Origin of the sequence: Archangium sp. Cb G35, from assembly GCF_001896145.1 — a bacterium.
In the GTDB taxonomy this organism is placed as follows: Bacteria; Myxococcota; Myxococcia; order Myxococcales; family Myxococcaceae; genus Archangium; species Archangium violaceum.
Map to the genome: position 1 here is coordinate 388321 of NZ_MPOI01000006.1, position 18704 is coordinate 407024.

General features: G+C 70.2%; 16 protein-coding genes. 4 read left to right on the forward strand and 12 right to left on the reverse strand.

Annotated elements, in window-relative coordinates:
- Positions 1-6: 6 nt before the first annotated feature.
- A complete protein-coding gene (locus tag BO221_RS20390; protein WP_073562135.1) occupies positions 7-2010 on the reverse strand; it encodes an elongation factor G in 2004 nt (667 codons plus the stop codon).
- 183 nt (positions 2011-2193) lie between these two features.
- Positions 2194-2871, reverse strand: coding sequence for a signal peptidase I (lepB, locus tag BO221_RS20395; protein ID WP_158079882.1), 678 nt, complete (start codon positions 2869-2871; stop codon positions 2194-2196).
- 105 nt (positions 2872-2976) lie between these two features.
- On the opposite strand from lepB, the gene BO221_RS20400 reads away from it, so the two are divergent.
- Positions 2977-4065, forward strand: coding sequence for a cyclic nucleotide-binding domain-containing protein (locus BO221_RS20400; protein ID WP_158079883.1), 1089 nt, complete (start codon positions 2977-2979; stop codon positions 4063-4065).
- A 1-nt stretch (position 4066) separates the two neighbouring features.
- Here BO221_RS20400 and BO221_RS20405 read toward each other — a convergent pair whose 3' ends face one another.
- Complete coding sequence (locus BO221_RS20405; protein WP_073562137.1) at positions 4067-5014, reverse strand: NAD(P)-dependent oxidoreductase; 948 nt, start codon at positions 5012-5014, stop codon at positions 4067-4069.
- An 82-nt stretch (positions 5015-5096) separates the two neighbouring features.
- Positions 5097-5957 (reverse strand): hypothetical protein, encoded by an 861-nt coding sequence (locus BO221_RS20410; protein ID WP_073562138.1) that lies wholly within the window; start codon positions 5955-5957, stop codon positions 5097-5099.
- Positions 5958-6073: 116 nt separating this feature from the next.
- On the opposite strand from BO221_RS20410, the gene BO221_RS20415 reads away from it, so the two are divergent.
- Together BO221_RS20415 and BO221_RS20420 are read left to right on the forward strand one after the other, a co-directional pair.
- On the forward strand, positions 6074-8689 hold the full coding sequence (locus BO221_RS20415; protein ID WP_083681220.1) for a TonB family protein: 2616 nt from the start codon (positions 6074-6076) through the stop codon (positions 8687-8689).
- Complete coding sequence (locus BO221_RS20420; RefSeq protein ID WP_073562140.1) at positions 8686-9513, forward strand: hypothetical protein; 828 nt, start codon at positions 8686-8688, stop codon at positions 9511-9513. The genes BO221_RS20415 and BO221_RS20420 overlap by 4 nt, the downstream gene beginning before the upstream one ends.
- Positions 9514-9516: 3 nt before the next feature.
- On the opposite strand, the gene BO221_RS20425 is transcribed toward BO221_RS20420, so the two are convergent.
- The 6 genes from BO221_RS20425 to BO221_RS20450 form a co-directional block, all read right to left on the reverse strand.
- Complete coding sequence (locus tag BO221_RS20425; RefSeq protein ID WP_073562141.1) at positions 9517-10758, reverse strand: Ig-like domain-containing protein; 1242 nt, start codon at positions 10756-10758, stop codon at positions 9517-9519.
- 101 nt (positions 10759-10859) lie between these two features.
- Complete coding sequence (locus tag BO221_RS20430) at positions 10860-11594, reverse strand: putative metal-binding motif-containing protein (RefSeq protein ID WP_073562142.1); 735 nt, start codon at positions 11592-11594, stop codon at positions 10860-10862.
- A gap of 131 nt (positions 11595-11725) precedes the next feature.
- A complete protein-coding gene (locus BO221_RS20435; RefSeq protein ID WP_083681221.1) occupies positions 11726-12394 on the reverse strand; it encodes a hypothetical protein in 669 nt (222 codons plus the stop codon).
- A gap of 66 nt (positions 12395-12460) precedes the next feature.
- Positions 12461-13042: a hypothetical protein gene (locus BO221_RS20440; RefSeq protein ID WP_073562144.1), complete on the reverse strand. Its 582-nt coding sequence runs from the start codon at positions 13040-13042 to the stop codon at positions 12461-12463.
- A 60-nt stretch (positions 13043-13102) separates the two neighbouring features.
- Complete coding sequence (locus BO221_RS20445) at positions 13103-13783, reverse strand: hypothetical protein (RefSeq protein ID WP_233166191.1); 681 nt, start codon at positions 13781-13783, stop codon at positions 13103-13105.
- Between the two features lie 220 nt (positions 13784-14003).
- Entirely contained in the window at positions 14004-15131 is a 1128-nt protein-coding gene (locus BO221_RS20450) for an oxygenase MpaB family protein (protein ID WP_158079884.1), read from the reverse strand.
- Between the two features lie 158 nt (positions 15132-15289).
- Between BO221_RS20450 and BO221_RS20455 the strand changes: the two genes are divergently transcribed.
- A complete protein-coding gene (locus BO221_RS20455; protein ID WP_158079885.1) occupies positions 15290-16474 on the forward strand; it encodes an AI-2E family transporter in 1185 nt (394 codons plus the stop codon).
- Between the two features lie 12 nt (positions 16475-16486).
- On the opposite strand, the gene BO221_RS20460 is transcribed toward BO221_RS20455, so the two are convergent.
- Together BO221_RS20460 and BO221_RS20465 are read right to left on the reverse strand one after the other, a co-directional pair.
- Positions 16487-17293, reverse strand: a complete 807-nt coding sequence (locus BO221_RS20460) for an SDR family oxidoreductase (protein WP_233166174.1) — start codon at positions 17291-17293, stop codon at positions 16487-16489.
- Positions 17294-17442: 149 nt separating this feature from the next.
- Complete coding sequence (locus BO221_RS20465) at positions 17443-18519, reverse strand: SGNH/GDSL hydrolase family protein (protein ID WP_073562149.1); 1077 nt, start codon at positions 18517-18519, stop codon at positions 17443-17445.
- Positions 18520-18704: the final 185 nt, after the last annotated feature.

The following is an 18704-nucleotide window of genomic DNA, read 5'->3' on the forward strand; positions in this document are numbered from 1 at the left end:
GGAGTCTCACCGCTCCGCCGCGGCCTGCTGCTGGTGGCTCACCACACGCTCGGCCTGCTTGCCCACCAGCTCCGAGTAGTGGTCATGCTTCGTGACGAAGCTGCCCAGGCCGGAGGAGGCCGAGCGCAGCTCCACGATGAAGCCCTGCATCTCCGCCTGCGGCACATAGGCGGTGAGCACCTCCCAGCCCGGTATCGCCGGGTGCGTGTCGAAGCCGAGAATCTGTCCCCGGCGGCTGGTGACGAGCCGCTGGGCCCGGGGAATGGCTTCGTTGGGCACGTGGATGTCCACCTGGAGGATGGGCTCGAGCAGCACCGGCTCCAGCTTGGGGAGGACCTCCACCAGGGCCAGTCGCCCGGTGGTGCGGAAGGCCTGATCCGAGCTGTCCACCGAGTGGTAGGTGCCGCCGGTGAGGGTGACCTCCACGTCCACCACGGGGAAGCCGAGCGGCCCGCGTTTCAGGCCGTCCTTCACGCCTTCCTCCACCGCGGGGATGTACTGCTTGGGGACCGCGCCACCCACCACCGCCGAGACGAAGCGGAAGCCCTCTCCGTGCGGCAGCGGCTTCACGTCCACCACGACGTCGCCGAATTGCCCGTGCCCGCCGGATTGCCGCTTGAATCGCGCATGGTGCGAGCCCGTCTTGCGGATCGTCTCCCGGTAGGGGATGGGCAGCGGCCGCGTCACCACGGGGACTCGCATGCGCGTGCGCAGGTGCTCGAGCGCCTGGCGCAGGTGCAGCTCGCCCTGTCCGCCGAGCAGGAGCATTTGCGTGTCCGCCTCCTGGTCCACCGACAGGGAGGGGTCCTCCTCCACCAGCCGCGCCAGGGCGCTCGTCAGTTTCACGTCATCCGTGCGTTTCTCCGCGACGATGGCGAGCTGGTGCACCGGCGGCGGCGCCAGGGGCCAGTCCTTCGGCGGGAGTGTGCCCTGGGCGTCGGCGATGTCTCCGGTGCGCAACCCGTCCACGCGGGACACGGTCACCACCTCGCCCTCGCGGGCCGTGCCGGCGGACGTCTGTTTCGTCCCATGCACCCGCTGCACGCCGCCCACCCGGCTGTTGGCCAGCGTGTCTCCTTCTTGCAGCCCGCCGCGCCAGACACGTACCATGGACAGCTTGCCCACGTGCGGCTGGTGCTGCGTCTTGAAGGACTGCACCAGCACGGGCATCTCTCTGGGAATGCCCAGGCGCTCGCGCGTCTCGTCCACCGTGGGGGCCTCGTGCCGCAGGCCCTTGAGCAGCCGCTCCAGGCCCAGGCCCTGCTCCGCCGAGCCCAGGAAGACGGGCACCAGCCGGTCCTCGCGCAGCGCCCGCTCCAGCTGCTCGTAGAGGGCCTGGGGTGGGGGAATCACGTCCTCGAGGAGCTGGGCGAGCAGCGTGTCATCCAGGTCCGCCAGCCGCTCGATGAGCTCGCGCCGCGCCGTCTCCTCTCGCGGCTTGTCCGAGTCCGGAAGGGAGATGAGCGCGGGCCTCCCCTCCTTGCCCTGGCCCCAGGCGCGTTCGCTCACCAGGTCCACCACGCCCACCAGGTGCCCGCCCTGGCGCAGCGGTATCTCCCGCATCACCAGCGGACGGGAAGAGACGGCCTGGAGCGCTTCGAGCACCTCGCGCACCGGCGAGCCGCCATCCTCGAGCACGTTGAGGAAGAGCAGGTGGGGGATGCGCCGCGCATCCAGGAAGGTGAAGAGGGGGGCGAGGGCCGCGGCGCGCTCGGGCGAGGCGTCGCACACCACCACGGCCGCGTCGCTCACCATGAGGGCCTGGCGTGCCTCCTGGGTGAACTCGGGAGCGCCCGGGGTGTCGAGGAAGGTCCACTCCTCCCCGAGGAAGCGCGTGTGGGCCACGGACAGCTCGAGCGTCATGCCCCGTCCGGTGGCCGCACCGCCGCCTCCCGCCGTGCGTAACTCTTCCGCTCCCGTGGACCGCAACAGCGACTCGAACAGGGTCGTCTTTCCCACGCCCTGGGGTCCTACGAGGGTGACGACTCTCGGCGACGCGGGATGTTTCATCACCTGGCCCTCCTGCAGGCTCGTCTGCTCTGCGGGACAAGGTGGGTTCCGTCCCCACGCACGGGAAGCGCCGTCCTCAGCGTGGGCGAGGGCCTTCCTCCATGCTCGCCCGTGACGTCCGCTGCGCGACGCCGGTCTCGTCCTCGCGGGAGTGACGGGCGGGCGGGGACGTCCGGGTCTGGGCTAACGCGTGAGGCGTGGGTCCACGCGGGTGCCTTCATCCGTGCTCATCGGAATCCACCAGCGCTCGCCACCGGACAGCCCCTCGCGCGAGCTGTAGAGCACCGCCACCACGCGGCCCAGCAGGTTCTCGCGCGGCAACAGTCCCCAGACGCGGCTGTCCGCCGAGTTGCCTCGATGATCCCCCAGCACCAGGTAGTGCCGCGGCGGAATCACCACCTCGTCCATCTCCGGCCCCTGGTATGGCTCGGGGTGCAGCGCGTGCTTCGCTCCCGGTAGCCACTCGAGCCGCGCGCCGTCCTCCGTCTGCTCGTGCGCCACAGGCTGGCCGTTGAGCACGAGCGCCTCGCCGTCGAAGGCGATGCGGTCCCCCGGCAACCCCACCAGCCGCTTCACCATCACCTTGCCGTCAATGGGCGAGTCGAAGACGACGACGTCTCCCCGCTGGGGCTCCGACTCGGTGAGCCAGGTGTGCGTGAGGGGGATGCGCAGCCCGTAGGCCCGCTTGTCCACCGCCAGATGGTCCTTGATGGCGAGCGTCGGCTCCATGGAGCCGGAGGGCACGTGGTAGTGGTCCGCGAAGCTGGCTCGGCCCACGAACAGCACGCCCAGCGCGATGACGTCCAACAGGTACAGCTTCCACCTGGGGCGTTGGTGCTTCGTGTCGGCAGTGGAACCCATGGCGTTCTCCTCGGCGGGCCTTCCATTGTACGCCCGATGGGTCCGGCCATTGCATCCACCCCCACTGCTGCGCGGATCCGGGGCCTGTGGCATACAGAGGGGGCCATGTCCGACCCCCTCCACGTCCGGCTCGAACAGCTCAAGGCCCTCGGCCGTACTCCCGAGGCCCTCGCCACCGCCGAGGCTCTGGCCACCGAGCTGGCCATGCAGGGCCAGCCGCTGCGCGCCATCGCCGTGTGCCGGGTCCTCCTCCAACTCGAGCCGGCCCATACGCGCACCCCGGAGCTGCTCGCGGACCTCTACGCGAAGCCCGGCGCCTCGCGCGCCTCCGCCCCCACCCCGGGCGCCAGTGCCCTGCCGCGCGTGCCCCTCTTCTCGGAGCTCGCCCGCGAGCCCTTCATGGCCCTCGTCGGCGTGGTGGAGCCGCGCTCCTTCGCGCCCGGACAGCCCCTCATCACCGAGGGCGAGACGGGCCGCTCCTCCTTCGTCCTCGTCGAGGGCAAGGTGGACGTGGTGCGCAAGATGGACGGGGGCGAGCCGCGCACCCTGTCCTCGCTGAAAGAGGGGGAGTTCTTCGGGGAGATCGCCCTCGTCTCCGAGAGCCCCCGGCTCGCCAGCGTGGTGGCCGCCCAGCAGCATGTCCTGGCGCTCGAGCTGCACCGCACGCGCGTGGATCGCATCGCCTTCAAGTACGCCTCCGTCGGCGACACCGTGCAGGCCTTCTACCGCGAGCGGCTGCTGGCCAACGTCCTGCGCAGCCACCCCGTCTTCTCCGCGCTCGCCCCCGCGCAGCGCGAGTCGCTGGCCCACATCTTCGAGCTGCGCACGGTGGAGGCCGGGCGCGTCCTCATCGAGCAGGGGCAGCGGGGTGACGCCCTGTACCTGCTGCTCAGCGGCCAGTGCACGCCGCTGTTCCGCCGCCCCGACGGCCAGGAGACCGCATTCCCCCCGCTGCGCGAGGGCGACGTCTTCGGCGAAATCTCCCTGCTGCTCGGCCAGCCCGCCACCGCCACGGTTCGCGCGCAGACGCCCTGCCACGTGCTCCGGCTGGGCCGCGAGCCCTTCGAGCAGTACCTCTCCGGCCAGCCCGGCATCCGCGCCGCCCTCATGCGCCTGGGCACGGAGCGGCTCCTGCACATCTCCAAGCTGCTCGCGGGCGGCCGGGCCGTGCACGAGGGCGACTCGCGCGTCTGACTCAGCTCCCGCCGCGCGCCTCCAGCCACTGCCGCACCAGCGCGGGCACGCCCTCGCGGATGGTGGGGTAGTGGAACTGGAAGCCCGTGCCGTGCAGGCGCGCGTTGGACAGCCGCGCCTCGCTCGTCAGCGAGTCCGTCAGCACCGGCCCCAGCAACAACCGGCACAGCCACCGGGGCACCAGCACCTTCCGGTACGAGACGCCCAGCGCCTCGGCGGCCACCCGCGTCAGGTCCCCGAAGGTCGCCGGCTGATCATCCACCACGAAGTAGCGCCGCCCCACCTCGCCGTGCTCCAGCAGGTGCAGCAGCGCCCGCGCGCAGTCGTCCACGTGGATGGGGGACATCTGAAGCGTGAGCGTCTCCTTCATGCCGAAGAGGCGCCGGCCCGCCTTCAGCGGCACCAGCGCGTACTCCACGAACCAGGAGCCCAGCCCGTACACCGAGCCGGGATAGGCCTCCACCAGCGGCAGCCCACGCTCCAGGTGCCGCGGCAGGGACTCGATGGCGGGCGCGATGTACGGGCCCCACCCCGTGGGCCTCGGCGTGGCGTCCTCCGTCACCACCCGGGAGCCCTGGTCCCCGTAGTAGCTGGTTCCCCCGACGTAGAGCACCCGCTTCACCGTGCCCGGCTTCAACGAGTCCAGCAGCAGTGAGTCCATGCGCAGCCGCTGCTCCCGGTAGGCCAGGGCCCGCTGGTGCGTCACCCGGGCCCCGAAGGTGAGCGGCTGCGCGAGGTGCACCACCTCGTCGCTCGCCGCCGCCTCCTGCTGCCAGGGCCCCGGCGTGAGCAGATCTCCCTCCACCACCGAGACACCCTCGTGCTTCCACCGCTCGGCGGCCCGCGCATTCCGGGTGAGCACCCGCACCCGGTAGCCCGCCTCCAGCGCCAGCGAGACGAACCTCGTGCCGATGAACCCCGTGCCACCCGTGACGAACAGACGCTTCACCGTGAGTCCTCCACTCCCTGTCCCCCTCGGGTGAACGCTTAGCGCACCCGGGCACATGGCGGAAGGCTCACCCGGTGCGTCCTCAGTGGGCGACGGTGCAGACACCCCCTCCGTTGAGGTGCGCCTGATCCACGACGCTCTGGGTGACGAATTCCTGGAGCGTCCGCACCGTGTAGGCGCCCGGCTCGTAGACGACCGGCTTGCCCTCGCCATCCTTCAGCTCGCCCCCGTCCGGGCCCCGCAGATCCAACAGCCGCTGCCCCGCCAGCCCCTCCGGGGTGATGACCCGCTCCGCGTCCGCCGCGGCGGCGAAGGCGTCGAAGCGCAACTCCACCCCCCGGTGCGTCCCGAGCCGGTCATAGAACATGTGCTCGGCGTGGATGGTGACCTCGGCCTCCGCCACCGAGCTCTCCGGAACGACGATTCCCAGCGTCCCGTCCACCCCGTTCACGCAGTCCACCATCCGCGCCTCCACCGGGAAGCCCATGCGGAACGTGTAGACGCCCACGCCCCCCTTCACCGCCACCCCCTCCACCCAGTAGCTGTAGCCGCGCTCGCGCATCATCCGCAGATCCTCCGCCGAGGCGCTGCCGTCCGGGAGCGTCGTGTCCTCCCTCGGCGGGCTCACCCGGAAGCCCACGCTCCAGCGCCCCGCGGTCAGTCCCTTCAGCTCCGTGAGCGGAATGTCTCCCTTCTGCACGTCCACCAGCACGTGCCCTCCCGCGCTCCGCGTCTCCCCCGTGGCCGAGGTGAGCGTGAAGTCCCCCAGCGATACCAGGTACTTCGAGAACTGCACCGACCAGCCGTCCTGGAAGAGGTGGCTCGGATAGCCCCGTTGGGTTCCATCTCCTCCGCTCATCGTCACGCGGACGTCGCCTTCGGCCACTGGCTCGCACGACGCACCCATCAGCGCCAGCCCCGCCAGCACCGCGCGCCACGGCATCCTGGATTTCAATTCCTGGAAACTCATGTATCAAGGAAGTAGTTGTAACCATGTTGCAAGTCAAGCGGGGGGTGGTGTATCCCTCCCGCCATCCCCGAGCGAGGTCTTCACCCTTGATGTGGATTTCCAGTCTGGTGCTCCTCCTGCTGAGCGCCACGGCCGAAGCCCCCGTGTCGCCCCCCGTCCCCGTGGAGGCCGCCCCTCCCGTCATGCCCGCGGACGCGCCCACCCTGGAGGCCCCCGTCTCGGTGCTGCTGCGCCTCACCATCGACGAGGCCGGCGAGGTGTCCCGCGTGGATGTGCGCGAGTCGGCCGGGGCTGTGTTCGACCGGGCCGCCATGGATGCCGCACTGCGCTGGAGATTTCAGCCCGCACGGCGTGGGGAGTCGCCCATCGAGGTCCAGGCCGATGTTCCGGTGACCTTTACTCCCGAGGCAGACCCTCACCCCAGCCCTCTCCCAGAGGGAGAGGGAGCGACGACGGGCACAACCCAAGGGGCGGATACCCTCACCCCGACCCTCTCCCGTGGGGAGAGGGAGGGGTCCTCGGGTGGGGAGACATCGGGTGGGGAGACATCGGGTGAACAGGCTTCGGGTGAACAGGCTCCGGAAGAGGGGAGTGGCGCTTCCCGGCAGGCTCCTTCGTTCGCCACGACCGTTCGCGGTCAGTCAGCGCCGCCTCCTCCCGCCGCCGTTGGGGATTTTCACATCCCCATCGGCCAGCTCGCCGATGTGCCTCGCAATTCCGCTTCGGACCTCATGTTGCTGGCCCCGGGCGTCATGCTCGCCAACCACGGCGGCGAGGGCCACGCCGAAACCATCTTCATCCGCGGCTTCGATGCCGGTGAGGGCAAGGACGTCGAGTTCCGCCTCAATGGTGTCCCCCTCAACGAGGTCTCCCATGCCCACGGCCATGGTTACGCCGACACCTACTTCATCATCCCCGAGCTCGTGGACTCGCTGCGCATCACCGAGGGCCCCTATGACCCCGCCCAGGGGGACTTCGGCGTGGCCGGCTCCGTGGAGTACCAGCTCGGCCTGAAGCGCCGCGGCCTCACCGCTTCCGCCAGCTACGGCAGCTTCGCCTCGCGCCGGCTGTCCCTCGTGTGGGGCCCTCCCGAGTCCAGTGAGGCCAATTTCGTGGGCCTCCTGCTGCGCCAGGGCAATGGTTTCGGCCCCAACCGCGCCTACGCCAACGCCGGTGCCATGGCCCAGGTGGAATTCCGCGTCGGCGAGGAGACGCGTTTGCGCCTCTTCGGCACCAGCTACGCGGCCCGCTTCTCCTCGGCGGGCGTCGTCCGCGAGACGGATGTGGTGGACGCGCGCATGCCCTGTGCTCCCGGCTCGGACTCCCAGTTCTTCTGCTTCCATGATCCCAACCAGGGCGGAGCAGGGCAGCGTCACATCCTCTCCGCCGAGCTCCAGTCCCGGTTGCGCCGCGGCGGGCGCTTCGTCCAGCAGGGCTTCGTCGTGCTGCGGCAGATGCGCATCCGCGACAACTTCACCGGCTTCCTCAACGACGTGCCCCCCGTGGGCGAGCTCCCGCGCGGCGACAACACCGAGCAGTACTACCGCGGTACCACCGTGGGCCTGCGCGGGCGCTACTCGCCCGGCCTCACCTTCTTCGGGCAACCCCAGCCCCTGGAGCTGGGCTACCTCGCGCGCTTCGATGACGTGCTCACCCGTGCCCGCCGCCTGCGCGACCGCGGGGGCGCGCCCTACACCACCCTCTTCGACAACCAGGTGCGCACCACCAACCTGGGCGCCTATGCCACCCTGCGTCTGGCCCCGCTCTCTTGGCTCACCCTGCGCGGCGGCCTGCGCGTGGACACCTTCCTCTTCGGTGTCGAGGACCAGAACCGCCCCGCCTCCGATCGTCAGGGCGAGCGCATCCCCGAGGAGTCCATCGAGGCCTATGGCTTCTTCGCCAGCCCCCGCCTCACCGCCGAGGTGCGGCTGACACCCCGGCTCACCTGGCTCACCAGCGCGGGCCTGGGCGCGCGTTCCAGTGACGCGGCCGCCCTGTCCGACGCCGAACTCGCCCCCTACGCCCGCGTCACGGCGGCCGAGACGGGCCTGGGCTGGCGTCTCGCGGGCGACGGGCACGCATATGACCTGGAGGTACGCGGAGCCTTCTTCGCCACCCGCGTCTCCCAGGACCTCGTCTTCGACGAGACGACGGGCCGCAACCAGCCCGTGGGACCCTCGCAGCGCCTGGGCGCCTTCGCCACCGCGCGCTTCACCCTGGAGCAGCGGGTGGACGTCCAGGCCAGCGCCGCCTGGGCCCACGCCACGCTCCCCATTCCCGGTGCCCCGCAGTGGAAGGTGTGGGAGGGCACCGTCATGCCGTACATCCCCCACCTCCTCGGCCGGTTGGACGCCTCCGTGCGTGGCGATCTCACCGTGTCCGGCCAGCCGGTGGGGTGGAACCTCGCCCTGGGGCACAGCGCCATCGGCCCCAAGCCCCTTCCGCTCGACCGCTACAGCGAGCCCATCTTCCTCTTCGACGCCGCGGCCCGCGCCCGGTGGAAGTGGATGGAGCTGGGCCTGTCCGTGGAGAACCTGCTCGACGCTCGCTGGCGCGAGGCCGAGTTCAACTACGTGTCCAACTTCCGCGGCCCGGACGCGCCCGCCTCTCTGATGGCCACGCGCCACTTCGCCGCGGGCGCCCCCCGTACCTTCCGCGCCACCTTCACCCTCTACCTGGACCTCCAGGACGAGGAGCTCCCATGACGACTCCCTTCCGCACCACGCGCCGTGCCTTCACCACCCTGCTCGGCACCGCGCTGCTCGGCGGCGGCTCCGCCTGCGGGCTGTCCGGCACGGGGGGCCGCGCCATCGTCTTCCGCATGGGTCTGCGTACCGCCCTCGCTCCCGGCGAGACACAGCCGGGCCACTTCACCACCGACACCGGCTGGCGCGTGGCCCTCACCTCCGCGCGCATGGTGCTCGGCCCCATCTACCTCTTCGAGAACGCCTCGCCCCTTCAATCCGGCTCCTCGGCACGGTGGTGGCGCCGCGTGCGCGACGTCCTCGCTCCCACCGCGCACGCGCATGACTCCTTCTTCGCGGGCGGCCGGGTGCTGGGCGAGTGGGACCGCGAAGTGGTGTACGACCTGCTGGCCGATGGCGGCGAGACGCGGGTGCTCGGACGCTCACCGGGCATCGCCGGCATGGCGCGCTCCTTCTCGCTGCTGCTCCAGCCTCCGTCCCGCGCGCTGGGCGCCGAGGCGGCACCGCTCGAGGGGCGCTCGGTGTTGATGGAGGGCACGGCCTCGCGAGACGGCCGCACGCTGGCCTTCCGCGCCGCCCTGGACTTCCCGCCTCCGGTGGAACTGCAGCGCGTGGAGTTCGTCCCCACCGAGGTGGAGCTGGACGACGAGGGCCTCTTCATCGTGGAGCTCCAGCCCCACCGCTGGTTCGAGGGCACCCTCTTCGAGCGGCTGGAGGTGCCCCCGGGCGGCACAGCGGTGGCGGTGCCCCCGGAGAGCCAGGTGCACCGCGCGCTGCTCGTCAACGTGCGGCGGCACACCGCCTTCAGTGCCGCCTGGGAGTGAGCGCTACTTCGTGTACCGCTCGAGGATGAACTCGAGCTCCGCGCTGGGGGTGGCGCCGAAGCGCAGGTAGTAGAAGCGGTCTCCCTGCGTGACGGTGAAGCGGGCCTGGTGGGTGATGCCGGGGCACACGGGGAGGGTGGGGCTCACCTCCACGGGCACGTCCACCGCGTCCAGTTCGTCCCAGACGCCCACCGGGAGGTTCTGGTTCAGGTACAGCACGATGAACTCGTCCTGGTCCGGCTTGGAGACGAGCTCCGTGTGGCCCACGTGGGAGCCCGCGCCGGCCTCGGGGAGCGTCAACCGGTAACGCGTGTGGCCCTCGTCCGTCGACGGCGGGAAGCCGAACGGGGGCATGTTGGGCGCGGCCGTGACGGGCTCCACGGTGCTCACGAGCGAGTGGGTGCAGGCGTGCTCGAGATCTCCGTTGCGCTTGCCCGTGGTGAAGTCCAGCCTGCCGTCACCCAGGAAGGTGCTGGCATCCAGCCGGTTGCCGGCGGCGGCGCTCCGCAACGCGCTCAGGTCCAGTGCGTACGCGGACTCCTCCTCCAGTGGCGGCCCTCCCTCCTCGGGCGTCGCGACGGTGACGGTGAGCGAGAGGCCGTCGGGCGACCACTGGCCCGTCAGCGGGCGCGGCGCGAACGTGGTGTCGGTAAGGTTCACCAGCGTCACCCGCGCGAGGGCTGGGTCCATGGCCTCGGTGAATGTCACGGTGAGCACCTTGCGGAAGTACGTGCCCGGGCGGCTCGCCTCGGCGTCGTAGTACACCTCCACCGGATAGACGCCCTGGGCTCCCTCCTCCACGCTGGCGGAGGCGACGGCCGCGCGGGGCCGGTCCGAGCCGGTGCGGAAGTCCAGCTTGCCGTCGCCCAGCAGCACCGTGCCGTCCAGCGCGTTGCCGGCCACGTCCTGGAAGCCCTTCAGCTCCAGCGAGTGCCCATCGTCATGGCCGAGCCCGGTGACGGGCACCTTCAGCGTGTTGCCGCTCCACGCGGGGGCGCCGAGCTTCAGCCCGCTCGAGGGCACCAGCGTCCCCGTGTCCGGCTTCATGGGCTCGCTGAAGGTGATGGACACCTCGGTGGTGGCGCCGGGGAGCACGGCCTCCGCGTGCTCGGCGGGCGAGGTGGCCGTCACCGTGGGCGGCTGCGTGTCCGCTCTCGGCGGCGTGGGCGGGGTGGGGCCGTCTTCGCAGGCCGTCAGGGCCAGGGCACAGGCGGTGAGCAGGGCGGTGCCAGGGAAGGGTCGCATCGTTCGGGGTTCCTCTCGCGGAGTTGGAAATGGCACCGGGGCGGCCTCGGGAGAGACCGCCCCGGCGTTGTGGGCGTGGGCCCACGTGGGTCAGCGGGGGACTAGTTCGTCAGCGAGCCGTTGCAGTTCTCGTCCACGCTGTTGCCGGTGATCTCCGTGGCCGAGGGATTGATGCTGGCGTTGGCGTCGTTGCAGTCGTAACGCTGGGTGATGTAGCCGGCGGGCGGCACGCACGCGGTGAGTACGGAGACGGAGCTGTTGCCCCAGGCGTCGTTGTCCGCGTCCTGGTAGTAGCGGACCCGGTAGTCCTCCACGCGCTCGGCCACCACGCCCACGAGGTTGCCCGAGGCCGTGCCCAGGTCCACCTGGTAGTCCGTGGTGGTGCTGGTCAGGTCATACACGGTCACCGTCACCAGCCCGCAGCCCGAGACGGACACGCTGTGGGTGAGCGCCGGGCTCAGCGTGGTGGCGCCATTCTTCACGGTGATGGTGTTGCCCTGCGTCCGGAAGAAGGCCCAGGAGCCCGCGGTGGCCGGACGGAACTTCACGGTGCCCGTGGCTCCGGCCGGCAGCGTCACGTCGTACTGCATGTGGGAGGTGTTGATGCTGGGGGTCGAGCCGGTGAGGCCACTCGTCGAGGTCACCGGCAGATGATCCGCCGGGTTGTTCGAGTGCAGGCACGAGTGCGAGCTGATGCTGGAGCTGAGCGCCGTGCAGCCGGCCTCCAGCGAGGCCTCCTGCTGCGAGGTGCCCTGCTCCTCCTCCAGCGCGGGGCCACAGGCGGCCAGCGACAGGCCCAAGAGCGCACCGCAGACGTTCCGCATCGTCATCTTCATGGTGGTTTCCTTTCGATGTGAACCGGGAGCGGCGCGGCGCCATGCGCCAGCACCACGTGCTCCTCGGCACCCGCACTGATGACGTAAACGCAACTTGGTTGCAACTGGCGCGATGCGTTTTCGGTGTCTGGCTACTGGAGGTGCTCGATGACGAGGCCCAGCTCGGGCAGGGGCGTGGGGCCGAACGTGACGGTGTATTGGACCTTGTCCGTCAGCTCGTAGCCCACCATGTGCACGAGGCCTCCCTGGCACACGCCGTCGCGCAGCGCCTCGGGGATGGGGGAGGTGGCGGCCACCTCGAGCACCGTCGAGCCCTCCCGGAAGGCCATGGGGACGCTCGCGTCGCTCAGGTAGGCGATGAAGTCACCCGTGGCATAGGCCTTGAAGTTGAAGGTGCCCACGTACTGGCCGCCCTCCGGACGCAGCTTCACCGTGTAGTACGTGTGGAAGGAGTCCACGCGGGGCTGCCGGTCCACGGCCGCCGTCGCCGTGGCGAAGGGGCCATTGGTGACGTGCCAGCACGCGTGCTCCCCGTTGTCGCCGAAGTCGAAATCGTCCCTCGGCACGTAGTCGGGGTCCGGCACGCATGACAGGCCCTGCTCGGACGCCATGTGGCCCCGGTCGCAGTGGCACCAGTCACCCGCCGGCTCCCGGTGGATGTGGCCGTTGGGCGCGCACGGGTCCGTCTGCTCCTGGGGCTGCTCGTCGGGAGTCTTGGGCTCGGGCTCGGGGGTAGGGCCGCAGGCGGCGAACACCGCCGCACTGGCGGCCAGGGCGAGGAATCGGCGGAGAGGAGGCATGCCGATTCCTTGCCGTATCCTGGTGGAAAATGCAACTACGATACAGAAGCTGCGAGGCCGGCGGCGCTACTCCTCGTGGTGGTGGCCCGCCTCCTCGACGAGGAGGGTGAACTGGGCGTTCTGCGGGAAGATCGCCTTGAACTCCAGGCGGTACTCCACGTTGGCCTCGAGGTCCGCCACGATGGTGGTGCGCAGGCTGTCGCACGTCTCCGCGGGCACCTGGAGGCGGCACTCACGCGCCACCTCGGTGTTGCCGTTGAAGATGCGCAGGCCGCGATGACGCGACAGGAGGAAGGCGTACTCGCCGGACTCCTCCGGGATGAAGTTCACCGCGCCGCCGTAGCCGAAGCTGCGGGCCGGCAGGGTGATGTTGTAGGCGGTGTGCGGCGTGCTGACGTCCACGAACGGGGTGGTGCCCAGCGCCGCGGCCGTCACGGTCTCGAAGGGACCGTACTCCGCGTGGTAGCACGCGTGCTCGGCCACCTCGAGCAGCTCCGTGGCCTCGGGCTCGCCGCAGGCCGAGAGCAGCTCGTCCTCCCGCGTCTCCAGCGAGGACGGCTGGGGCTCGGCCTCGGTGGTGCTGCCGCAGCCGGTGAGCAGCAGCGCGACGCCGGAGGCCAGCAGGCTCTTCTTGAATACGCTCTTCATGATGTGACTCCTGGTTGGGGGGACTGCGGGGTTGACACTTCGGGAACGACGAATGACGGCTCAGGTGCGCTTCGGGGGAAGCACCGCCCAGGACACGACGACCTGGCCGGACGGGAGGTGCTCGGGAGGCAGTTGCATGTGGGGCCCCACGTCCCCGAGCTTCAGGGCGGGGACCCGCTGCCGTGCTTCCTCATAGGAGGCCGCGTCCGGGAAGGTGACACGCGCCACGCAGCCGGCGGCGTAGCAGCGCGGCGGCTCGGACTGCACGGGCAGCACGTCCGCTTCAATGGTGGTGCGCCAGGCATCCAGCGCCGAGCGTGCCCCCTGCGTCCACGGCTCCTGGCTCTCTCCGGACGCGTGGAACTCGGCGAGCACCGCGTCCCGGCGCGCGAGGGGTGTGGCGTGATCGGCGCGCAATGCACGCACGATGCGCAGGTACTGCTCCGGCAGCGTGCGGCGGGCGCGCGGGGCCTCGGGCCAGGGCCTCGGAGCCGTGCCGGGCACCACCGGGGCGGATGCCGTGGGCGGGCGGGGGGACACCACCGCGGGAGGCGCGAGGGGCTTGGAGGTGGCCGCTGGGACGGCCTCGGGCGCCGCCGGTGCGGGGGACGGGGCTCGTGCGCCAGGCTCCTCGGACCCGGCCAGCGGAGGCCCGGCCTGGGGCAGCTCCACCGGGCGGCTCAGCCAGGCCGCCGCCAGCAGCGCCAGCGCCAGCCCTCCCACTCCCACGCTCCAGACCATTCGAGCCACCGCGAGTCTCCCGCATGCGCCATTCGTGGGGCGCAAGTGCTTCCGGGCTTTCCCGTCAAAGCGGCATCAATGTGCCATCGGCAGGCATCTGTAATCAAGTTGCATTTGTATTCGAGGCGCACGTTTCCCGTGCGGGGCTTCGTCCGGGGGGTGCACGGAGGTGGGGAGTGAGAGGCCGGCCCGGCTCAGTGCTCGTCGAGCACCGGCGTGCCTAGCGGCCCTGCACGTTCCAGGACTCGCGCAGCTTGCTGGGGATGCGGAAGGGGGGCCGCCCAGCGCCGCGGTTCATCCACACCATTCCTTCCACCAGCTTGCGGCCGAACACCTCCGCGAGCCGTGCCACCATCTTGGAGTTGTCTCCCAGCTCATCCGAGGCCCTGCCCAGCATGGCCAGGGGGCCGATCAGGTACCGGGTCCAGTCCGCGGCGGGGACCTTCAGCATGTCGGCGATCTCCTCGCCGAGGATGTGGCGGATGAGCGAGGCCGCCATTCCATCGAAGAGGTTGCCCGGCGTGACGTGCTCGGCCATCTGGATGAGCGCGCGCGTCATCTCCTGCCCCTCGGGGCTGGCGCGGAAGTGGCGCCGCTGGACGACCTCGGCGAGCGCCGCGCAGTCCTCGATGTCCTCCGGCAGCACGGCCGTCTCCAACCCCATCAGGTGCCCCACCACCTTCCAGCAGTGCAGGTAGGCGTTCTGCTCCTCCCTGGACAGCGTGCAGCCCAGCTTCTCGAGACCCATGATGACGGCGTACGAGAAGTCGACCAGGGTTCCCGCCAGGTCCTCCTGGTTGATGGGGTAGCCCCACTCGGGGTTCCACTGCCCGCTCTCCAGGATGAGGTGGCGCACCGCCGCGTGCATCAGGCGCACCTTCTGGGCGCTGCGGATGCCGCTGCCGCCCGGGGCCAGCCCGTCCGGCGCCAGCACGTCGATCAGCATCTGCGCCGTTTCCATGATGCGGCGGAAGGGGTCCGTGGCCAGCCGGGCGGTGAGGTGGATGACCTGGACGCCGTGGGCCGCCGCGTAGCTGGCCGGCAGGGCCCCACAGAAGAGGGAAACGACGGCCTGCGGCCCGTACCGGCCGAACAGCGCCTCGCCGTGGCGCACGGTGTCCGGGTCCGCCCAGGCGGGGAGTTGCTCCGTGCGCAGCAGGTACTCGCGCAACATCTCCGGGAGCTCGCCGGGGACGAGCTGATCGTTGCGGATGAGTTGCTTCAGCAGGTCGTTCGCGGTCTCCACCTGTCCCCGCTGGAACAGGGTCTTCACGGTCTCGTCGGCGAGCGGGTCCCCCCGCTGGCGGAAGCCGTCGAGGAAGTCATCGGTCCATCGATTGGCACGCATGGGCTGCCGCATTCTATCCGGCTGCTCTCGTTTGGCTCGAAATGCGCCGGGGAGCCGGGCGGACAGGCGGATGGCCTCCTTGACGGAGGGGGCGTTGCCGCTGCGGCCAGTGGAGCCCCAGCTTTCCTGGAGGCTTTGGCCTTCAGGGAGGGTTGAGCGTGGAACCAGAGAGGCCCATTCGTTCGCCACTCGAACCCGTGAACGACCGGGAGCCGGTGGTGGTGCCTCGCTCCCAGGTGACGGTGAAGACGGTGCTCACCGTCTGCGCCACCGTGGTGGGGGTGCTGGCCGCCCTCTACCTGCTCATCCACGGCATCATCACCCTCACTCTCAGTGTCACGGCCATCCTCCTGGCGGTCGCCTTCAACCATGGGGTGGAATGGCTGCAACGGTGGGGCCTGAAGCGGCCCCTGGCCATCGCCACGGTGATACTCCTCGTCCTCGGGACGCTCGTGGGGGTGGGCTTCCTCATCATCCCCGCCACCGTGGCCCAGGTCCGGGAGTTGATCGAGCGGCTGCCGGAGCTCAACGAGCGCATGCACCAGACCTGGCTCTTCCAGTGGCTCGACGCGCGGCTGGGCCTGGAGCGGCGGCTGGGGTCGTTCGGCGGGGACGGCTCCGGGCTCCTCCAGCGGACCGTGGATCCGGCCCTGCGCGTGCTGCGAGGGCTGGTGGCGGGCGTGGGCGCCTTCGTCACCGTGCTCTTCCTCGTCGTCTTCATGCTCGTCTATGGCGGCCGGGTGGTGCGGGGCGTGCTCGCCGAGTCCCTGCCGGCCCACCGCCAGCGCTACGAGCGGGTGTTGAACAAGGTGTACCAGGCCGTGGGGGGCTACCTGAGCGGGCTGGCCCTCATTGGCGTGGTGAACGCGGTCTGCGCCACCATCTTCCTGGCCATCCTCGGCGTGCCCTTCTTCCTGCCGCTCGGAATCCTCTCCGGTCTGGGCAGCCTCATCCCCTTGCTGGGCGCTACCGCGGCCGGCTTGCTGCTCGCCGTGGTGGCGTACGCCTCGGGCGGTGTCTGGGACTTCCTGGCGGTGGGCATCTACGCCACCCTCTACCAGCAGTTCGAGAACCACGTGCTGGCGCCCGTCATCTACAAGCGCACCGTGGAGCTCAACCCGCTGGTGACGCTGCTCGGCATCATCCTCTTCGCCGAGCTGGCCGGGGTGCTCGGCACCTTCCTGGCGGTGCCCATCGTGGGCGCCTGTCAGATCGTCATCCGGGAGCTGCTCCTCCTGCGGCGCGAGCGCCTCGGGCTGCCCTTGAAGGGAGACGTGGCGGAGCAACTCGAGAAGCGCGCCCCCCGGCGCCCGCCCTTCTGGCGCCGGCCCCGCCACGTGTGAGGCGGAGGCCGTTCAGCGCTCGGGCCGGTACATGGCGGCGGTGCGCTGGGCGAGGAAGCCGCGCGGGAGCAGCCTCGCGGCCAGCGTCAGCGTCTGGTTGAGCAGTCCGGGGACGTAGAGCTCCTTGCGGTGCATGAAGGCCCGCACCGCGTGCGCGGCGCAGTCCGTGGCGCTCATCATCCCCAGGTCGCCCGACTTGAAGCGGTTGGACAGCCCCGTCCGGTCGAGCATCTCCGTGGAGATGCCGCCCGGAGCGAAGACGGTGACGGACACGCCCTGGGGCCGCAGCTCCTGCGTCAGCGCCTGTCCATAGCTGGTGACGAAGGCCTTGGTGCCGCTGTAGGCCGCCTGGTACGGCACCGGGATGAAGCCCGCCACGCTGGAGACGAACATCAGCCCGCCCTGGGTCCCGCGCTCGACGAGGTGGCGCGCGAAGAGGGTGGAGAGACGCACCAGGCTGGTGACGTTGGTGTTCAGCATGGACTGGAACTCATTCCACTCCAGCTTCAGCGCATCCCCCCAGTACGCCACGCCGGCGTTGAGGATGACGCCGTGGACGTCCCGCTCGCGCGTGGCCTCGGTGAAGACGCGCTCCACGTCCTCGGGCCGTGACAGGTCGGCCACGATGAAGGCGGCCTGCACGCCGTAGCGCGAGCGCAGCTCCTCGCACAGCGCCTCCAGCCGCTCCCGCCGCCGCGCCACCACCAACACGTTGCCACCCTGGTCCCTCGCGATGGAACGGGCCATCTCCTCACCCAGTCCAGACGAGGCACCGGTGACGAGGGTCCAACGCGCCCGAAGCTCCAACATCCGATTCATGCCGCGCACCCTAACCCGTCACCGCCGGGAGCGCATGGTCCACGCGCGGGGGCAGGGGAGGCGGGGCCTCGACCCGGCCCCCTCCCAACGGGGAGAGGGCGGGGAGGCCAGGCGGGGAGGTGACTCCCCGCCCGGGAACTTCCGGGGGATTACGGCGTGGCCGGGTCCAGCAGGGACATGATCCAGCCGGCGCGCTCGTGGCCCGACTTGTTCCACTCGGGGTTCTTGCCGCCCACCATCTGCGTGTCGGTGAACGTCGGGGCGCTCGTGGTCGAGCCCGTGCTCATCGTGCCGCCGTAGAAGGTCGGGTGCGTGTTGTCCGACTGGATGTAGTCGAAGCTGGTGCCCGAGCTCGCGAAGTGCGTGTTGGCGTCGCGCAGCGTGCCCACCAGCGCGCCGGTGATGCGGGCCACGTAGGCGGCCTCGGACTCGCCGGAGACGTAGCGCAGGGCGTCGCTGTCGATCCGCCCGTCACCGTTGGTGTCGTAGTCCGCGCCCATGTACTCGGCGAACGCGTCCGCGCACTTGAAGCCGTACTTCTCCGCCAGGTTGCAGGTGCGCCAGTTGCTCTTGGCCAGGTAGGGCAGGAACTTGGCGCGCTTGTTGATCCTCGTCCCGGTGCTGGAGTCCGTGCAGCTGGTCTGCACGTTGTCCGCGTCGAAGCCGGGATAGTAGATGTTCATGACGATCTTGGCCTTGGCCGACGTCGCGTACTGGTTGATGGCCTGCATGGCCCTCTCCGTGTACGTGGTGCAGTTGGCCAGGGCCGTGTCCAGACCGGCGTAGTTACAGGTGCCCGTCTGGTCCGTGAAGGCAGAGCGCGCCTGCAGGTAGTCGTTGCCGCACATCTCGAACATCACCACGCGGGTGTTGGCCGTCTGCATGTACGAGCGCTCGGAGACGATCTTGTTGTTGTAGATGTCGTCGGCCCTCGCGCCGGACTTGGTACGGCGCACCACCTCGATGTTGGAGCCGAAGTCCTTGGCCAGGTACTCGCCCTCGACGGCGGGCGCCGCGCGCTTGCCCACGCTGAAGAGGCCACCGTTGTAGCCGGCGAAGATGGAGTCGCCGTAGGCCACGACGCGGTACGTCGAGGCGGCGCCACGGTTGATGGTCCACGACGTGTTCTGGTTGATGGTGCTCGCGAGGGCGTCGCCGCCCAGCACCAGGCTGGCCGTGAGCGTCACGGCGAGGGACACACCCTGCCCGTTGAGACGAGAGAACATGATGACTCCTGGAATCGTGAATTGGGGGTGAAACAGGAGCACGGCTTATTCGCCGGCATCGTCGATATAACAGAAAGTTTGGCTGATTCGAACAGCTTGAAACGAACTCTCCGCGGGGCGCTGTTTGCCTGAGGCGCCAATCAATGACAGGCCGCGTCATCCTCTGGGTGACGCGCTGTGTTGCG